At 61.7% G+C, this 15,713-nt stretch carries 12 protein-coding genes; 3 read left to right on the top strand and 9 right to left on the bottom strand.

The genetic code is table 11. The features are described from left to right. Positions 1–111: 111 nt before the first annotated feature. Entirely contained in the window at positions 112–933 is an 822-nt protein-coding gene (locus ACF8Q6_RS06830; protein ID WP_011953157.1) for a BON domain-containing protein, read from the bottom strand. Between the two features lie 210 nt (positions 934–1,143). Between ACF8Q6_RS06830 and algB the strand changes: the two genes are divergently transcribed. Further along, entirely contained in the window at positions 1,144–2,490 is a 1,347-nt protein-coding gene (gene algB / locus ACF8Q6_RS06835) for a sigma-54-dependent response regulator transcription factor AlgB (protein ID WP_003252973.1), read from the top strand. Continuing rightward, positions 2,487–4,268 (top strand): KinB sensor domain-containing domain, encoded by a 1,782-nt coding sequence (locus ACF8Q6_RS06840; protein ID WP_011953156.1) that lies wholly within the window; start codon positions 2,487–2,489, stop codon positions 4,266–4,268. Before algB ends, ACF8Q6_RS06840 begins: the two co-directional genes overlap by 4 nt. A 14-nt stretch (positions 4,269–4,282) precedes the next feature. On the opposite strand, the gene ACF8Q6_RS06845 is transcribed toward ACF8Q6_RS06840, so the two are convergent. The 7 genes from ACF8Q6_RS06845 to ACF8Q6_RS06875 form a co-directional block, all read right to left on the bottom strand. Beyond that, positions 4,283–5,881 (bottom strand): EAL domain-containing protein, encoded by a 1,599-nt coding sequence (locus ACF8Q6_RS06845; RefSeq protein WP_161774701.1) that lies wholly within the window; start codon positions 5,879–5,881, stop codon positions 4,283–4,285. Between the two features lie 204 nt (positions 5,882–6,085). Further along, positions 6,086–6,874: an N-acetylmuramoyl-L-alanine amidase gene (locus ACF8Q6_RS06850; protein ID WP_011953154.1), complete on the bottom strand. Its 789-nt coding sequence runs from the start codon at positions 6,872–6,874 to the stop codon at positions 6,086–6,088. A 73-nt stretch (positions 6,875–6,947) separates the two neighbouring features. After that, positions 6,948–8,885 carry a diguanylate cyclase gene (locus tag ACF8Q6_RS06855; RefSeq protein WP_392490490.1) on the bottom strand — a complete coding sequence of 646 codons (1,938 nt, stop codon included), beginning with the start codon at positions 8,883–8,885 and terminating at the stop codon, positions 6,948–6,950. Between the two features lie 27 nt (positions 8,886–8,912). Next, a complete protein-coding gene (locus ACF8Q6_RS06860; protein WP_003252985.1) occupies positions 8,913–9,767 on the bottom strand; it encodes an endonuclease/exonuclease/phosphatase family protein in 855 nt (284 codons plus the stop codon). Between the two features lie 12 nt (positions 9,768–9,779). Then, a complete protein-coding gene (dsbA, locus tag ACF8Q6_RS06865; protein ID WP_003252987.1) occupies positions 9,780–10,412 on the bottom strand; it encodes a thiol:disulfide interchange protein DsbA in 633 nt (210 codons plus the stop codon). 151 nt (positions 10,413–10,563) lie between these two features. Next, positions 10,564–11,181: a cytochrome c gene (locus tag ACF8Q6_RS06870; protein ID WP_003252989.1), complete on the bottom strand. Its 618-nt coding sequence runs from the start codon at positions 11,179–11,181 to the stop codon at positions 10,564–10,566. 31 nt (positions 11,182–11,212) lie between these two features. Beyond that, positions 11,213–11,515, bottom strand: a complete 303-nt coding sequence (locus tag ACF8Q6_RS06875; RefSeq protein ID WP_003252992.1) for a cytochrome c5 family protein — start codon at positions 11,513–11,515, stop codon at positions 11,213–11,215. Between the two features lie 201 nt (positions 11,516–11,716). Here ACF8Q6_RS06875 and yihA point away from each other — a divergent pair, with 201 nt between their 5' ends. Then, on the top strand, positions 11,717–12,349 hold the full coding sequence (gene yihA, locus ACF8Q6_RS06880) for a ribosome biogenesis GTP-binding protein YihA/YsxC (RefSeq protein WP_003252993.1): 633 nt from the start codon (positions 11,717–11,719) through the stop codon (positions 12,347–12,349). Positions 12,350–12,894: 545 nt separating this feature from the next. Here yihA and polA read toward each other — a convergent pair. Continuing rightward, the gene (polA, locus tag ACF8Q6_RS06885) at positions 12,895–15,642 is read right to left on the bottom strand and encodes a DNA polymerase I (protein WP_392489454.1); all 2,748 of its coding nucleotides are present in this window, start codon (positions 15,640–15,642) and stop codon (positions 12,895–12,897) included. Positions 15,643–15,713 lie beyond the last annotated feature (71 nt).

Genomic DNA, 15,713 nt, shown 5'->3' on the forward strand with positions numbered 1-15,713 from the left:
CCTTTTGATTTAAATAAAATCCTTATAAATCAATGACTTAACTAATACACGAATGCATCGTGAGGACGTATCCTGCACGATGGCGCCTGTACGGTCGTGCGAATTGCACGATCAGCCTTCAACCTTGGTCGCCACCTTCAGCAGGTCAGCGTCCACGCCCCGTACGCCGATGATCTGCCGGGCGATCTCCACGGCGATGGTTTTCTGCTCCGCGCTAACCACTTCGCCCGAGAGCCGCACCATGCCTGCCTCGCTGGCCACCTTCAGGTTCAGGCCATCGAGGTTGCGACTGAAGCGATAGCTGCTCTGGATCTTGTCGACGATCCAGCTGTCGCTTGGCTGCGGCCCGGTTGGCGCACCCGCTGGTGTTTCCCGCGCTTTGGCCATGGCAGCGGTATCGAGGCTGACCAGGTTGTTGACCAAGTACACGCCGTCGGTGGTACGCGCTACCACGCCCGCCAACTCCTTGGCTTCGGCACTGTCGACCTTGCCACGCAACGTCACCACACCTTCACTGCTTTGTACTTCTATAGGGGCCTTTTCGGTGGTACGGCTCCACAACAGCCGAGCACGGATCACCGCCGCCAGGGTCACATCCTCCAGGCGCTGGGCGTAGGCACGCAACTCCAGTGGACGCTCCACCAGTTGGGTATTGACCTGCAGCAGGTTCTCCACCTGTTCGATGCCCCGGGTAGCGCGGGCCACGTCCTCGGCCAGCTGCCGCTCGACCTCGTTCTCCACCTCACCGGAAAGCCGCGCCTGCTTGCCGTCCACTTCAACCTTGATACGAAATGAATCAAGCATGCGGTTCAGTGATAAAGCGGTTTGCAGGGCACCTTCCAGGCGCGCGTCCTGCACAGGGTCGGCGAATGCCGGGGTAAACATGGGTAGCAGGGTGGCGGCCAAAACGGCGGTACGCAGGGAAAAGGGCATGGCAGTGCCTCCTTCGTGGGCAAAATCTGAAAAACATCGCAACCAATGTGCCAGCGCGTGTCTCTAAGCAAATCATTGAAGAATCACGGCTTGTAGACATCGTTCGGCCACTGGCTAGCATGCAAAGGACAGAATCCTTCAGAATTGACCATGCAACTTGCCCGATTTTTCCCACACTAAATAAAGATCTTTCCCTAAGGAGCACAGGAAATGGAATCAGCCCAGGACAACCAAGGCCGCATTCTACTGGTGGATGACGAGTCCGCGATCCTGCGCACGTTCCGCTACTGCCTGGAAGACGAGGGCTACAGCGTGGCCACGGCCAACAGCGCCGCTCAGGCAGAAACCCTACTGCAGCGCCAGGTGTTCGACCTATGCTTCCTCGATTTGCGCCTGGGTGAAGACAACGGCCTCGACGTGCTGGCACAGATGCGTATCCAGGCCCCGTGGATGCGGGTGGTGATCGTCACCGCGCACTCAGCGATCGACACCGCAGTGGATGCCATCCAGGCCGGCGCTGCCGACTACCTGGTCAAGCCGTGCAGCCCCGACCAGTTGCGCCTGGCCACTGCCAAGCAACTGGAGGTGCGCCAGCTTTCTGCGCGCCTGGAAGCCCTGGAAGGTGAAGTACGCAAACCCAAGGACGGCCTCGATTCCCATAGCCCGGCCATGATGGCGGTGCTGGAAACCGCCCGCCAAGTCGCCATCACGGACGCCAACATCCTCATCCTTGGCGAATCTGGTACCGGCAAGGGCGAACTGGCACGGGCCATCCATGGCTGGAGCAAGCGTGCACGCAAAGCCTGCGTGACCATCAACTGCCCGTCGCTTAACGCCGAGCTGATGGAAAGCGAGCTATTCGGCCACACCCGCGGCGCCTTCACCGGCGCCAGCGAAAGCACCCTGGGGCGGGTCAGCCAGGCTGACGGGGGCACATTGTTCCTCGACGAGATCGGCGATTTCCCGCTGACCTTGCAGCCCAAACTGCTGCGTTTCATCCAGGACAAGGAATATGAACGCGTCGGCGACCCGGTTACCCGGCGTGCCGATGTACGCATCCTGGCTGCCACCAACCTAAATCTCGAAGAGATGGTGCGCGAAAGCCGCTTTCGCGAAGACCTGCTGTACCGCTTGAACGTGATTACCCTGCACCTGCCCCCGCTGCGCGAGCGCAGTGAAGACATCCTCATCCTGGCCGACCGCTTCCTCGCCCGTTTCGTCAAGGAATACTCCCGGCCCGCCCGCGGTTTCAGTGACGAGGCGCGCACCGCCCTGCTCAATTACCGCTGGCCTGGCAACATTCGCGAACTGCGCAACGTAGTGGAACGGGCCAGCATCATCTGTCCGCAGGAACGCGTGGAAATCAGCCACCTGGGCATGGGTGAACAACCCGCCGGCAATGCACCACGCGTAGGTGCCGCGCTTAGCCTAGATGAGTTGGAACGTGCCCATATCGGTGCCGTACTGGCCGCCAGCGATACCCTCGATCAAGCCGCCAAGACCTTGGGCATCGATGCTTCTACCCTGTACCGCAAGCGCAAGCAGTACAACCTATGAAATGGCCGCCCATGAAGCTGCGGACGCGGCTTTTCCTCAGCATATCGACGCTCGTCACGGTGGCGTTGCTGGGGCTGCTGCTGGGTCTGGTCAGCATGCTGCAGATGGCTACAGTGCAACAGCAACTGGTGCGCGATACCACCCATGTTTTGGAAGTGGGGCTGAAGTTGCGCCAGAACCTGGGCGAACAGCTGATGCTGATTCTCGATGAAGATACCGCCCCGGAAAGCCTGCGGCTGCTGCAGGAAAACTTCCAGGACCTGCTCAACCAAGGGCTGGAGCAAGGCGGTGAGCGCACCGGTTTCAGCAAGGCCAGCAGCAACTACCAGGCCTTCCTCCAGACCTATCGCGACAGCGCCACACCCGCTCGCAGCATGGGTGCCGATCAGCCGCTTGGGGCCGCGTTCAATCAGGTGCGCACCGACCTGATCGATTCCCACAAGCAGGCATTGGACCTGATTACCCGTAGCGAGGAGCGCACCCGTGACCGCGCCTTGCTGGTCAGTGGTGTACTCGGCCTGATGGGGTTGGTGGTGTTGGTACTGGGGTTTATCACCGCTCACAATATCGCCCGGCGTTTCGGCCAGCCGATCGAAGCCTTGGCCAAGGCGGCCGACCAGCTAGGCAAGGGCAATTTCGACGTTACGTTGCCGGTTACCCAGGCCGCCGAGCTTAACCAGCTGACCCGCCGTTTTGGTCTGATGGCCGATGCCTTGCGCAAGCACCAGGCCACCAACGTTGACGAGCTGCTGGCCGGCCAGCAGCGTTTACAGGCCGTACTCGACAGCATTGACGACGGCCTGCTGATCATCGACCGCCAGGGCCGCCTCGAGCACCTCAACCCGGTAGCGCAGCGCCAGCTGGGCTGGAACGATAGCCGCGTGGGCAGCAGCTTGGTCGAAGCCCTGCAGCGACCCGAGCTTGAGCAACAACTGCGCCAGGTTCTGCGCGGGGGCAGCCTCGACCGCCCACCGGACGACCTGAACATGGAGGTCGATGACGAATCACGCCTGCTCACCTACAGCCTGACCCCGGTCAGCCACCCGCAGGGGCCAATCCTCGGCGCAGTCATGGTGCTGCACGATGTGACCGAGCAAAGAGCCTTCGAGCGAGTGCGCAGCGAATTCGTGCTGCGCGCCTCCCACGAACTGCGCACCCCGGTGACCGGCATGCACATGGCCTTCGGCCTGCTGCGCGAGCGGGTCAAGTTCCCGCCCGAAGCCCGCGAGAACGACCTGCTGGAAACCATCGGCGAAGAAATGCAGCGTCTGACCCAACTGATCAACGACCTGCTCAACTTCTCCCGTTATCAGAGCGGTTTGCAAAAGCTCGAGCTGGCCCCCTGTGCCATCGACGACCTGCTGGAGCATGCGCAATTGCGCTTTGCCGAACACGCTGCGCACAAGCAGATCGAGTTGATCAAGGAACTGGACCCGCCGCTACCGCGCATCCAGGCCGACGTCGCCCAGTTGGATCGAGTGCTGGACAACCTGCTGCACAACGCCATCCGCCATACCGCCAACGGCGGGCGCATTCGCCTGCATGCCCGACGGCATGCGGAACGGGTGATCATCAGCGTCGAGGACAATGGAGAGGGCATTTCCTATGGGCAGCAAGCGCGCATCTTCGAGCCTTTCGTGCAGGTAGGTCGCAAGAAAGGCGGTGCTGGGCTGGGGCTCGCGCTGTGCAAGGAGATTGTGCAGCTGCACGGAGGGCGTATGGGCGTGTTTTCTCGGCCGGGGCAGGGGACCCAGTTCTACATGGCGTTGCCGGTCTGATTGCTTAAACGCGCCTACACCCGCCGCGGCAGGTGCCCGCGAGTCACCAACTCGGCAAACTGCCGGGCGTTCAGCGGGCGGGCGAACAACCAGCCCTGGCCATAATTGACCCCCTCGCTGTTCAGCAGCACTGCCTGGTCCTCGAACTCGATACCTTCGGCAATTACCCGCAAGTGCAAGTCATGGGCCATGCGGATGATATGCGGGGCCACGCCGCTACTGGCGGCATCGTGGCCCAGAGCGTCGATGAATGCCTTGTCGATCTTCAGGCAGTCCACGGGCAGGGTTTGCAGGTAGGCCAGGCTGCAATAACCGGTACCAAAGTCGTCGATCAGCACCTGGTGCCCCACGGCGCGTAGCGCCTGCAAATTGTCACGGGCGACCACCACGTCGATCAGGCCGCGCTCGGTCACCTCGAAGGCAATCTGGCTGGGCGCCACTCGATGCAAGGCCAACAAACGCGCCGCCACCCGGCCAATACGTGGCACCATCACATCGCAGGCCGCCAGGTTTATCGATATGTATAGCTTGGGGTGCGAGCGCAATAGCTGGCCAAGCTGTTCAAGCACACGCTGCAGGACAAAGTCGGTGATCTGGCGAATCTGCCCGGTATTCTCCGCCAGCGGAATGAACAGGTCCGGGCTGGTCAGAGTGCCGTCCGGGCGGCGCCAGCGCACCAAGGCCTCGGCGCCCACACAGCGCCGGCTGTCGAGCTCGATGATGGGTTGGTAGAGCACCTGCAGCTCTCCTCGACGCAAGGCATTTTGCAACTCTGAGCTCATCGACCGCCGTTGCAGAATCAACTGCAGTACCAACCAACCGATACAGCAGGCCGCCAGCACGCTGCCGGGGAACAGCAACCAGAGCATGCCGTTCATCCTCAGCGGCAGACTGGCCCTCGGGGCAATCAGTACCAGCTGGTAATCCGGCGACTTGGTCGGCATTCGGTAGATCAGCCGATCACTGAGTTCCAGCAGCGACTTGTGGCTGGTCGACCAGGCCGAGGGCGGAGGCCATACCTGTGGCGGGCCGAGCACCGGAATGGCCCGGGCGCCGTTGTCCAGCACCACGACCAGGCTGCCGCCCGGGGGCAGGTCCACCACATCGGTCAAATGCCCACGGGAGGTGGACACCAGAAACTTGCCCCGGCCCAGCATCAGTGCTGCCAGGTTCTCGTTCGGCTCGGTGGTTGTGTTAAGCCAGTAGCTGTACGTCGGCCCCTGGATATCTGGCGCCCGCAAGGGAACGAACGCTCGCTCATCACCGCGGTTGGAGCAGGCAACATTGCCATCTACATAAGCCGCTTCATAGATGAACCGCGAGTTCAGGCCAACCTGTTGCAGGGCTGCCAGCATCGCCGGGCTGCAGCCGCGCAAAGGTTGGGCCTGCAGCAGGTCGACCCCTTCGCGCAACTGGCCGAACACCTGTTCGAGCCGGTCCAGAAAACGCTCGCCCTGGGCATTCATCTGTTCGCTTTCGCTTTGCTTCATTTGTTGCAGGGCAATGCCAATGCTGGCAGAGAGCAACACCGCGGCGCTGGCCAGCGCTGCCAAAGTGGCCAGCATCCAGGGACGGTAAAAAATTTGGCGCAGCAAGGCAATGAGGGCTGACATCGAAGGCATCCGGTTGATAACCAAGGTATAGCAACGGAATCAATAATCACCCTCACCGTTTGGCGCTTCGCTGCAATCCACCCACGCGCTTTGTAGAAGCAGCCTTGTGGATGCGATGAGACCGTTAAAGTCGATACAACTGCGCCGACCCTACTCGCCTCTTCGCAGCGCAAGGCTTGCAACAAGGATCCCGCCCGCCGTGACTCAACGCATGCGGTTAAGTACCTGCAGCATCGCTGCTGTCTGCGCATCCGGCATGCCGTCGAAGCGCTGCGGGCGGAAGCGCATCTGGAAGGCGGCGATCACATGACGTGTGGCGACATCCAGCACGCCGGTCTGCTCGATCTGATAGCCAAACCGTGCCAGCTCCTGCTGGTACCAGCCAACGCTTGGCGGGTTGACGCTGAAGTAGGCTTGCTGGCGTGCCACGGCGTTAGCATCCGGCCAGATACCCAGCCCGGCATCGGCCAGGCGCTTCCACGGGAACAATGGCCCCGGGTCCAGCTTGCGCAGCGGGGCGATGTCACTGTGGCCGATGATATGGCGTGGTTCGATGTTGTTGCGTTTGACAATGTCCTTGAGCAGCGCGATCAGCGACTGGATCTGCGCCTCGCTGTAAGGGTGCCAGACCCGGCCGTTCGGGGTGTCGGTAAAGCCCGGGTTGACGATCTCGATACCAATGGACGAGGAGTTCAGCCAGGTGCGCCCCTGCCACTGGCTATCACCGGCATGCCAGGCACGACGGTTTTCATCCACCAGCTGATACACCGTTGCCGGGCCATCGCCAATCAGGTAATGGCTGCTGACTTCACCCTGGGTAAGCAGCGCCAGGGAGCGCTCCAGCGAAGCATTGGTGTAATGCAGGACAACGAACTGGATGCGGTTGTCCTGATTGGCCGAAGGGTGACTGCGGTCGATGCGCAGGCCCGTCGAGCAACCGGCGACAGACAACAGCAAAAAGGAAATCAGGGTTTTTTTAAGCGTGGAAAGCACGTCAGTGGCCTCAGCGTATGAGCGCTACAGTATAACGTGCTCACCTGCGCTGTGCCTGCCGGACAGCGGCTGGCTAACCATGCTCGACGCGATTACGCCCCTGCTCCTTTGCCCGGTACAGCGCTGCATCGGCTCGTTTGAGCACCTGGTCGCTGCGTTCGCCAGACCGGAATGCACCCAGGCCGATGGAGGTGGTGATCACTACCCGTTCACCCTTGAAGTGGAATGGGCAGGCTTCGACTGTGGCGCGCAACACCTCGGCCATTTGCGCAGCGACTGCGGGCGTAGTCTGCGGCAACAGCAAGACGAATTCCTCGCCGCCAAAACGGGCGATGAAATCCCGGCCCCGCAGGCGCTTGCGCAACTGGTCGGCCACGATCTTGAGGACCTTGTCCCCAGCCAGATGACCATAGTTGTCGTTGATGCGTTTGAAATGGTCCAGGTCAAGAATCGCCATCGCCAGATGACCGCCGTTTTCCTGCCAGTCAAGCATTTCGCGTTCGACTTGCTCGCTCCAGGCCGCACGGTTGGGCAGGCCGGTGAGCGGGTCCAGCAGCGCTTTCTGGCGCTGTTCTTCCAGGTGCTCGCGATAGCCAAGCGCCTCATGCTCCATGCTCGCCACCCGCTCCGACAAGCCTTGCAGGCGACCGGCCAGTTCCTGCTCGCGGCGATCACGCTCGTGCTTGTGCTCGTCCATGGTCAGCAGCAAGCCTTCCAGGCGGTTTTCCAGAATGTGCTTGAGGCTGTCTACATCGGCGGCACCTTGCACGCTGCTTTGCAGGCCGTCGACGTGCTCACGCAGTTGGCTATCCAGCTCGCGGGCAGCGGTGCTGTTGTCCGCGTGACCGGCGCTGGCCTCGTGCAGGTGGCTTTGGAAACCTTCCAGGCGTTCATTGAGCTGCTGCAGGTAGGTTTCGAATTCGTGCTGGCCGCTGTCGGTGATCGCCAGCATGAGGACTGCCAAGTCATCCAGCACCGGGATCAGCTCATACCAGTTCAAGCCGCGCGCAACCCGCTCGCGCATTTCCAACGCCTGAGCCTTGTGGCGCTCGGGCAGGCTAAGGTCATCGAGCAGACCGATCAGGGTCTGCTCGATGTGCGCGGCAACCTGGCTGTAAGGCGGCTCCACTGCGTAGGGCAGGGCATAGGGGCCGTCTTCACCAAAGGTTTCTTCAAGAGCGTGTAAGGGTTCTGCCTCAGCCAACGGCTCGCTGGCGGAAACTGCAGCTTCCGGCAAAGGCGCCTTGTCCTTTGGCAACGGGGCTGGCGCCATTTCGGCCGTTTCGATCAGCGCCGGGCCAAATGCCTCCAGCTCAAGCTCGGGCGCTTCGGCCACCTCGGCAGTCGGAGCAGCAGGGGCCGGCAACGGTTGTAGCGCATCGACGTCATCGGGCCGCGAGGGCTCGGCACTGCCGGCTGCCTGGGGCACAAGCTCGGCAGCAGGCAACGCCACCGGCGCAAGCTCTGCTCCTGCCTGTGCATCTTCCTCGCGGCTTCCGAACAACCGCTGCAGAAAACCGGGTCGGGCTTCTTCACCCGGCTTGCCAAGGGCCGACAGCGCGCGCCCCTGCAAGCCGCTCAACTCGCCCAACAGCGGCGGCAGCTCGCGTGACTGGGCAACCCCGCCGTCGAGCTTCTTCGCCAGTTTTTTCAATGGCCGCGAGATATCACTGGGCAGGGGCAGGCCTTGCAGTTGGCCAACCAGTGCGGTCAGCGCATCGCTGACTTGGTTCATGCGGGTTTCGCGACGCTGTTCGGAATCCAGTACCGCTTTCTCAAGGCGCGGAATCAAGCCGGCGAGGCCGGCGTCCATGTTGTCGCTGCGAATGACATCGCGCATTTCCTTCATGCACTCGTCTACCACCTTGTCACTGCCTTCAGCAGCCAGGGTGCTGCGCACCAGGCCTCGACGCAGCAGGTCAAGACGGGCATCCCAACGGCGTTCGAGCTTTTCTTGCTGCTCGATGCTTTTAAGGTATTTTTCTTTCCAGCGCTCAGCGTCTTCAGTCATGCCCGGGTCCGCAAACGGTGATGGCAATTAGCTCAAAACCGGCAGCGTATCCACAGTCAATGCATCAGGCAATCGAATCTCGACAGCAACGGGAAGGTGGTCCGAAATTGGCTGCGCCAGCACCTCGACACGCTCCAGCGTGAGGCTTGAACTGAGCAAAATATGATCAAGGCAACGCTGCGGTCGCCAACTGGGGAAGGTGGCCTCGACTTGCGGGGCGACCAGGCCCAGGTCGCGCAGTGGCGAATGCTCCAGCAGGTCGGTGGCATGGGTGTTCATGTCACCCATCAGCACCTGGTGACGGTAGCCGCCTATCAGCTCGCGGATATAACCCAGCTGCAGGGCGCGGGTCTTGGCCCCCAATGCCAGGTGCATCATCACCACTATCAGCGCATCTTCGCCTTCGCCAAACCGCACCAGAATCGCACCTCGCCCGGCCGGGCCAGGCAACGGATGGTCTTCGAGCAGTTGCGGCTTTAGGCGGCTGAGCACACCGTTGCTGTGCTGGGCAAAACGCCCAAGGTTGCGGTTGAGCTGCTGGTACCAATAGGGGAAGGCCCCCAAGTGGGCCAGGTGTTCAACCTGGTTGACGTAGCCCGAGCGCAGGCTGCCACCATCGGCTTCCTGCAGGGCCACCAGGTCGAAGTCGCCCAGCAACCTGCCGATCTTCTGCAGGTTACCGGCACGGCCGTTATGCGGCAGCAGGTGCTGCCAGCTACGCGTCAGGTAATGGCGGTAGCGCTCGGTGCTGATGCCCACCTGGATGTTGAAACTGAGCAGCCGCAGACGACCATCCTCGGGCAGGCCCGGGGCCTGCAGGTGATGCTCGTTGACCTGCGGCTCGTGCAGGCCAATGCCACGCGTAGCTCTGAAGCGGGGCATGGGTGACGCCGCCTACTTGGCAGCGCGCTCCTTGTCGATCAGCTGGTCGGCGACATTCAGCACGCCTTCCGGTCCGCCGGCAGTCCCCAGGTCGAAGCGGTACTTGCCGTTGACGACCATGCTCGGTACGCCGGTGATTTCATACTTCTTCGCCAATTCCTTGGCCTGTTTGACCTGGCCCTTGATGGCGAACGAGTCGAAGGTGGCGAGGAACTTGTCCTTGTCCACACCTTGAGTGGCGAGGAAGTCGGCCATGTCGTTCTTGTCGGTCAGGCGCTTGTGCTGGTTCTGAATGGCATCGAACACCGCCGCGTGCACCTTGTGCTCGACGCCCATGGCTTCGAGGGTCAGGAACATCTGGCCGTGTGCATCCCACGGGCCACCGAACATGGCCGGTACGCGCTTGAAGTTGACGTCCTTGGGCAGCTTTTCAGCCCAAGGGTTGATGGTCGGCTCGAAGTGGTAGCAATGTGGGCAGCCGTACCAGAACAGCTCGACGACTTCGATCTTGCCAGGCACGGAAACCGGAACAGGGTTGCTCAGCTCGATGTATTCCTTGCCGGCGACAGGCTCGGCGGCCTGAACGGCAGTCATACCGAATACGCTGGCGGCGACCAGCGCAGCGCTGAGAATCAGTTTACGCATGCTTTACTCCTGAGCAGTCATGGGTCGCCACGACGCGACCTGCACTGAGACAGGCCGGGAAGGGCTCGAGTTCTGTAGTGTAACGGCTGCGGACAGAAAAAAGGGCAGCCCGGCCACCCTTTCATCATTGACCTACAACATTAACCGAAAGTTAATGCAGGCCCTGGATGTAGCTGGCCAACGCTTCGATGTCATGGTTGCTCAGCTTGCCAGCGATGGTGCGCATGGTCATGGCATCGCCATCGTTGGTGCGGTTGCCTTCGCGGAAATCAGTGAGCTGCTTGGCCACGTACTGCGAGTGCTGCCCGCCCAGGTGCGGGAAGCCGGCCAGGGCGATGCCCGCGCCGTTAGGCGAGTGGCAGCCCGTGCAGGCCGGCATGCCCTTTTCCAGGTCGCCACCATTGAACAGCGCACGGCCGCGCTCGACCAGCTTGGGATCGGCGGCACCCACGCTGCCTTTCTGGCTGGAGAAGTAGGCGGCGATATCGGCCAGATCCTGGTCGCTGAATGCGGCCAGCATGCCGGTCATTTCCAGCACGGTACGCTTGCCCGACTTGATATCGTGCAGTTGTTTTTCGAGATAGCGCTGGCCTTGGCCGGCCAGTTTCGGGAAGTTCGGTGCCAGGCTGTTGCCGTCAGGATTGTGGCAGGCGCCACAGACGGCGGTCTTGGCCTGGCCAGCGGCGGCATCGCCTTTGATAGGTTGCGCAGCAGTGGCCGCACCAGCGACACCCAGGGTCAACAGCAGACTCACGACTAGTTTGTTCATCAGCTAATCCAACACGGCTAAGGGTGAAATGTTATGTATCGGGACTGCCGCTCATCCAAAGGATGACCAAACGGTAGTCCTCGGCACTGCAGTCCATGCACAATCCACGCGGCGGCATAGCCTTGAAACCCTGGGTCACGTGCTTCACCAGTACATCCATGCCTTGCGCCAGCCTTGGCTCCCATGCTGCCCGGTCACCCCGTCTGGGTGCCTGTGGCAACTGCCCGGTGTGGCAGGCCGCACACGTGCGGTTGTACAACACCTCGGGATCCTGTGTAGCCTGTGCGCTGAAAAACGGCAGGAACATACCGACAGCAAGCAGCCATTTCGCCATGCGGAACGACCTTCAGGGTTGGGGGCCGCGCTGCGTTCTGTTGCGCGAGCTATTGTTCGACACCCCATGCCCGTTCTCCTTCGCTGGGAGAATGAGCACACAAAAACTGGGGCATTATATACTTCCGCCATCCAAACGGAAACGACACCGCTTGCCAGGCTTGGCTCTACAAAGTCAGGCAACACCCACATCGGATATCCCATGCAAGTCAAGAACCCCATCCTCGGCCTCTGCCAGAAAGCCAAATTCGCCCTCAGCGCAGCCAAGGTCGAACAATGCCCGGACGACCAGGGCTACGAGGTGGCTTTTGCCGGCCGTTCCAACGCCGGCAAATCCAGCGCCCTCAATACCCTGACTCATGCCAGCCTGGCGCGTACCTCGAAAACGCCCGGACGCACCCAGCTGTTGAATTTCTTCAGTCTGGACGATGAACGGCGTTTGGTCGACCTGCCGGGCTATGGTTATGCAAAAGTCCCGATTCCGCTCAAGCAGCACTGGCAGAAACACCTGGAAGCCTACCTGGGCAGCCGTGAGTGCCTGCGTGGCGTGATCCTGATGATGGACGTGCGTCACCCGATGACCGACTTCGACAAGATGATGCTCGACTGGGCCAAGGCCAGCAGCATGCCGATGCACATCCTGCTGACCAAGGCCGACAAGCTGACCCACGGCGCGGGCAAGAACACACTGCTGAAAGTACAGTCGGAAATCCGCAAGGGCTGGGGGGATGGCGTGACCATCCAGCTGTTCTCGGCACCCAAGCGCCTGGGCGTGGAAGACGCCTACCGAGTGCTGGCAGACTGGATGGAACTGGAAGACAAGCCGGTCATTTAATGCTTTGCGCCTGACCCGTAGGATCGGGTTTGCCCGCAAAGGGGCCGGGCCTGCTCTCCACCCGCCGTTCACCGTTGCCGCCACTACCGTATTCGCGGGTAAACCCGCTCCTACACCTGATCGGGGTTGGACACGCTTTGGTGATTGGGCGCAGGCGATTGTAGGCGCGGGTTTACCCGCGAATGCAGCGGTGAATTCGACATCGCATTCGCGGGTAAACCCGCTCCTACGGGGGCTCAGTACAAGCCATCCGGCAAATTCCGGGCAAAAAAAACCCCGGACTTCGTATGGGGAGGGGGAAGTTCGGGGTCCAAGTCCGGACCGCTAGGGCGGGGTCCAGATATCTGCCAACACTTAACACAACATAGGAGCATCGAAGGGCTTCACCAGCCATTCAGTTACTCTGAGTTCCGCTTCACCGGTTTAGTTCCGAAGCCCACAAAACTATTTGCGATAGTTTCATGAAACTTAAGCACCCACAGCACTGAGCGGTGCTCGGATCCGCGTCACTACGCCGCAGATCCTACACAGTTTTACCTGCTCAATCAGTGAGCTTCGTCCCAATTCGCACCAACGCCTGCTTCGACAAGCAGCGGCACATCCAGCTGCGCGGCCTGGCTCATGTGCTGGCGAATTTCATCTTTCACCTGCTCCACCAGGTCCTCGCGTACCTCAAGCACCAGTTCGTCGTGCACCTGAAGGATCACCCGGGCATCCAGCCCGCTCTCGCTCAACCAGTTATCTACTTTGACCATGGCCCGCTTGATGATGTCGGCAGCAGTACCCTGCATCGGGGCGTTGATCGCCGTGCGCTCGGCGCCCTTGCGCAGGGCAGGGTTCTTGGCATTGATGTCTGGCAAGTACAGCCGGCGGCCAAACAGGGTTTCGACAAAGCCTTGCTCGGCCGCCTGGGCGCGGGTGCGCTCCATATAGGCCAGCACGCCCGGGTAGCGGGCAAAATAACGGTCGATGTAGTCCTGTGACTGCTTGCGGTCGACGCCGATCTGCTTGGCCAGGCCAAAGGCGCTCATGCCGTAAATCAGGCCGAAGTTGATGGCCTTGGCGCTGCGGCGCTGGTCGGTGGTCACGTCTTCCAGAGCCACACCAAACACTTCGGCTGCCGTGGCGCGGTGCACGTCCAGGTCATTGCGGAAGGCATGCAGCAAGCCTTCGTCCTTGGCCAGGTGGGCCATGATGCGCAGCTCGATCTGTGAATAGTCCGCCGCCAGAAGCTTGTAACCCGCACTGGCGACGAACGCCTGGCGAATACGCCGCCCTTCAGCGGTGCGGATCGGAATGTTCTGCAGGTTCGGGTCGCTCGACGACAACCGGCCGGTGGCCGCCACCGCCTGCTGGTAGGACGTGTGGATGCGCCCGGTGCGCGGGTTGATCTGCCCCGGTAACTTGTCGGTGTAGGTGCTCTTGAGCTTACTCAGGCTGCGGTACTGCATCAGCACCTCTGGCAGCGGGTAGCCCTGTTCGGCCAGTTCGTCGAGCACTGCTTCGGCGGTGGATGGCTGGCCCTTGGCGGTCTTGCTCAGCACCGGCATGCCCAGCTTGTCGTAAAGAATCGTGCCCAGCTGCTTGGGCGAGCCGAGGTTGAACGTCTCACCGGCGAGCTCGTAGGCACGCAGCTCAAGCTCAGCCATCTTCACGCCCAGCTCACCGCTCTGTACTTTCAACAGCTCGGCATCGACCAGCGCACCCTGGCGCTCGATTCTGGCCAGCACCGGCACCAGCGGCATCTCGATATCCGTCAGCACCGGTTGCACGCTCGGCGTCTGTGCCAGGCGGGCCTGCAATGCATGGTGCAGGCGCAGCGTGATGTCGGCGTCTTCGGCGGCGTAGGGGCCGGCCTTGTCCAGGGTGATCTGGTTGAAGGTAAGCTGCTTGGCACCCTTGCCGGCGATGTCCTCGAAGGCGATCGTGGTGTGGTCGAGGTACTTCTGCGCCAGGCTGTCCATGTCATGACGGGTGGCCGTGGAGTTCAGCACGTACGACTCGAGCATGGTGTCATAGGCCACGCCGCGCATCTCGATGGCGGGGGAGCCATTGGCGAGGATGTTGATGTCGTACTTGGCGTTCTGCCCGACCTTGGCCTTGGCCGGGTCCTCCAGCAAGGGCTTCAGCGCCAACAGCACGGCCTCGCGGTCCAGCTGGGCCGGCGCGCCTTCATAATCGTGGGCCAGCGGCACATAGGCCGCTTCATGCGGCTCGACAGCGAAGGACAGGCCGACCAACTGCGCCTGCTGGGCGTCCAGGCCGGTGGTCTCGGTGTCGAGGGCGAACAGCGGTGCCTGGCGCAACTTTTCCAGCCAGGCGTCGAAACGGGCCTGGTCGAGGATGGTTTCGTATTTGGGCTCGACCTTGGCCGCAGGCTCCACAGCCGGGGCGACATCATCACCAGCCTTGGCCGCATCGCGCTGCACTTCGGCGACCCAGCTCTTGAACTCCATCTCGGTGTACAACGCCAGCAACGCCTCGCGGTCAGGTTCACCGCACACCAGCGCCTCGACCTCCACATCCAGCGGCACGTCAACCTTGATGGTGGCCAGCTCGTAAGACAAGAATGCCGCGTCGCGGTGCTCCTCCAGCTTGGCCGGCAAGGTCTTGGCGCCGCGAATGGCCAGCGTTGGCACCTTGTCCAGGTTGGCGTAAAGGTCGCTGAGACCGCCGCCGATGCCGGTCAGCAGCCCCACCGCCGTTTTTTCGCCCACGCCCGGCACGCCCGGGATGTTGTCGACCTTGTCACCCATCAGGGCCAGGAAGTCGATGATGTGTTCCGGGCCGACGCCGAACTTCTCGTGCACGCCAGCCACGTCCAGCACGCTTCCGGTCATGGTGTTGACCAAGGTAATGTGCCCGTCCACCAGCTGCGCCATGTCCTTGTCACCGGTCGAGATGATCACCGGGCGACCCAGGGCGGCACTGCTGCGCGCCAGGGTGCCGATCACGTCGTCAGCCTCGACACCCTCCACGCACAGCAGCGGGTAGCCCAGCGCCTTGACGCTGGCGTGCAGCGGCTCGATCTGTACCCGCAGGTCATCCGGCATGCTGGGGCGGTTGGCCTTGTACTCAGCGAACATGGCATCGCGGAAAGTGCCGCCCTTGGCGTCGAACACCACGGCGAACAGGCTGTCGGGATATTGCTTGCGCAGGCTCTTGAGCATGTTCAGCACACCCTTCACCGCACCGGTCGGCATGCCCTTGGACGTGGTCAGCGGTGGCAGCGCGTGGAAGGCGCGATAAAGGTAGGAGGAACCGTCCACCAGGACGAGGGGCGCTTGGCTCATGAGCAGAATCAACCTTTTCGACGGGTCCGGCGCTAGAATAGCCAGAATCATTGACGACAAAGGGACTAGGT

Source organism: Pseudomonas sp. GLN_2 (genome assembly GCF_043106005.1).
GTDB lineage: Bacteria > Pseudomonadota > Gammaproteobacteria > Pseudomonadales > Pseudomonadaceae > Aquipseudomonas > Aquipseudomonas alloputida.

Bases quoted from the DNA above. Each gene is read 5' to 3' on its own strand.
- dsbA (WP_003252987.1), bottom strand. From the start codon at position 10,412: ATGCGTAAACTGATTCTCAGCGCTGCGCTGGTCGCCGCCAGCGTATTC.
- algB (WP_003252973.1), top strand. From the start codon at position 1,144: ATGGAATCAGCCCAGGACAACCAAGGCCGCATTCTACTGGTGGATGAC.
- ACF8Q6_RS06855 (WP_392490490.1), bottom strand. From the start codon at position 8,885: ATGACTGAAGACGCTGAGCGCTGGAAAGAAAAATACCTTAAAAGCATC.
- polA (WP_392489454.1), bottom strand. From the start codon at position 15,642: ATGAGCCAAGCGCCCCTCGTCCTGGTGGACGGTTCCTCCTACCTTTAT.
- ACF8Q6_RS06870 (WP_003252989.1), bottom strand. From the start codon at position 11,181: ATGAACAAACTAGTCGTGAGTCTGCTGTTGACCCTGGGTGTCGCTGGT.
- yihA (WP_003252993.1), top strand. From the start codon at position 11,717: ATGCAAGTCAAGAACCCCATCCTCGGCCTCTGCCAGAAAGCCAAATTC.
- ACF8Q6_RS06875 (WP_003252992.1), bottom strand. From the start codon at position 11,515: ATGGCGAAATGGCTGCTTGCTGTCGGTATGTTCCTGCCGTTTTTCAGC.
- ACF8Q6_RS06840 (WP_011953156.1), top strand. From the start codon at position 2,487: ATGAAATGGCCGCCCATGAAGCTGCGGACGCGGCTTTTCCTCAGCATA.
- ACF8Q6_RS06845 (WP_161774701.1), bottom strand. From the start codon at position 5,881: ATGTCAGCCCTCATTGCCTTGCTGCGCCAAATTTTTTACCGTCCCTGG.
- ACF8Q6_RS06860 (WP_003252985.1), bottom strand. From the start codon at position 9,767: ATGCCCCGCTTCAGAGCTACGCGTGGCATTGGCCTGCACGAGCCGCAG.
- ACF8Q6_RS06830 (WP_011953157.1), bottom strand. From the start codon at position 933: ATGCCCTTTTCCCTGCGTACCGCCGTTTTGGCCGCCACCCTGCTACCC.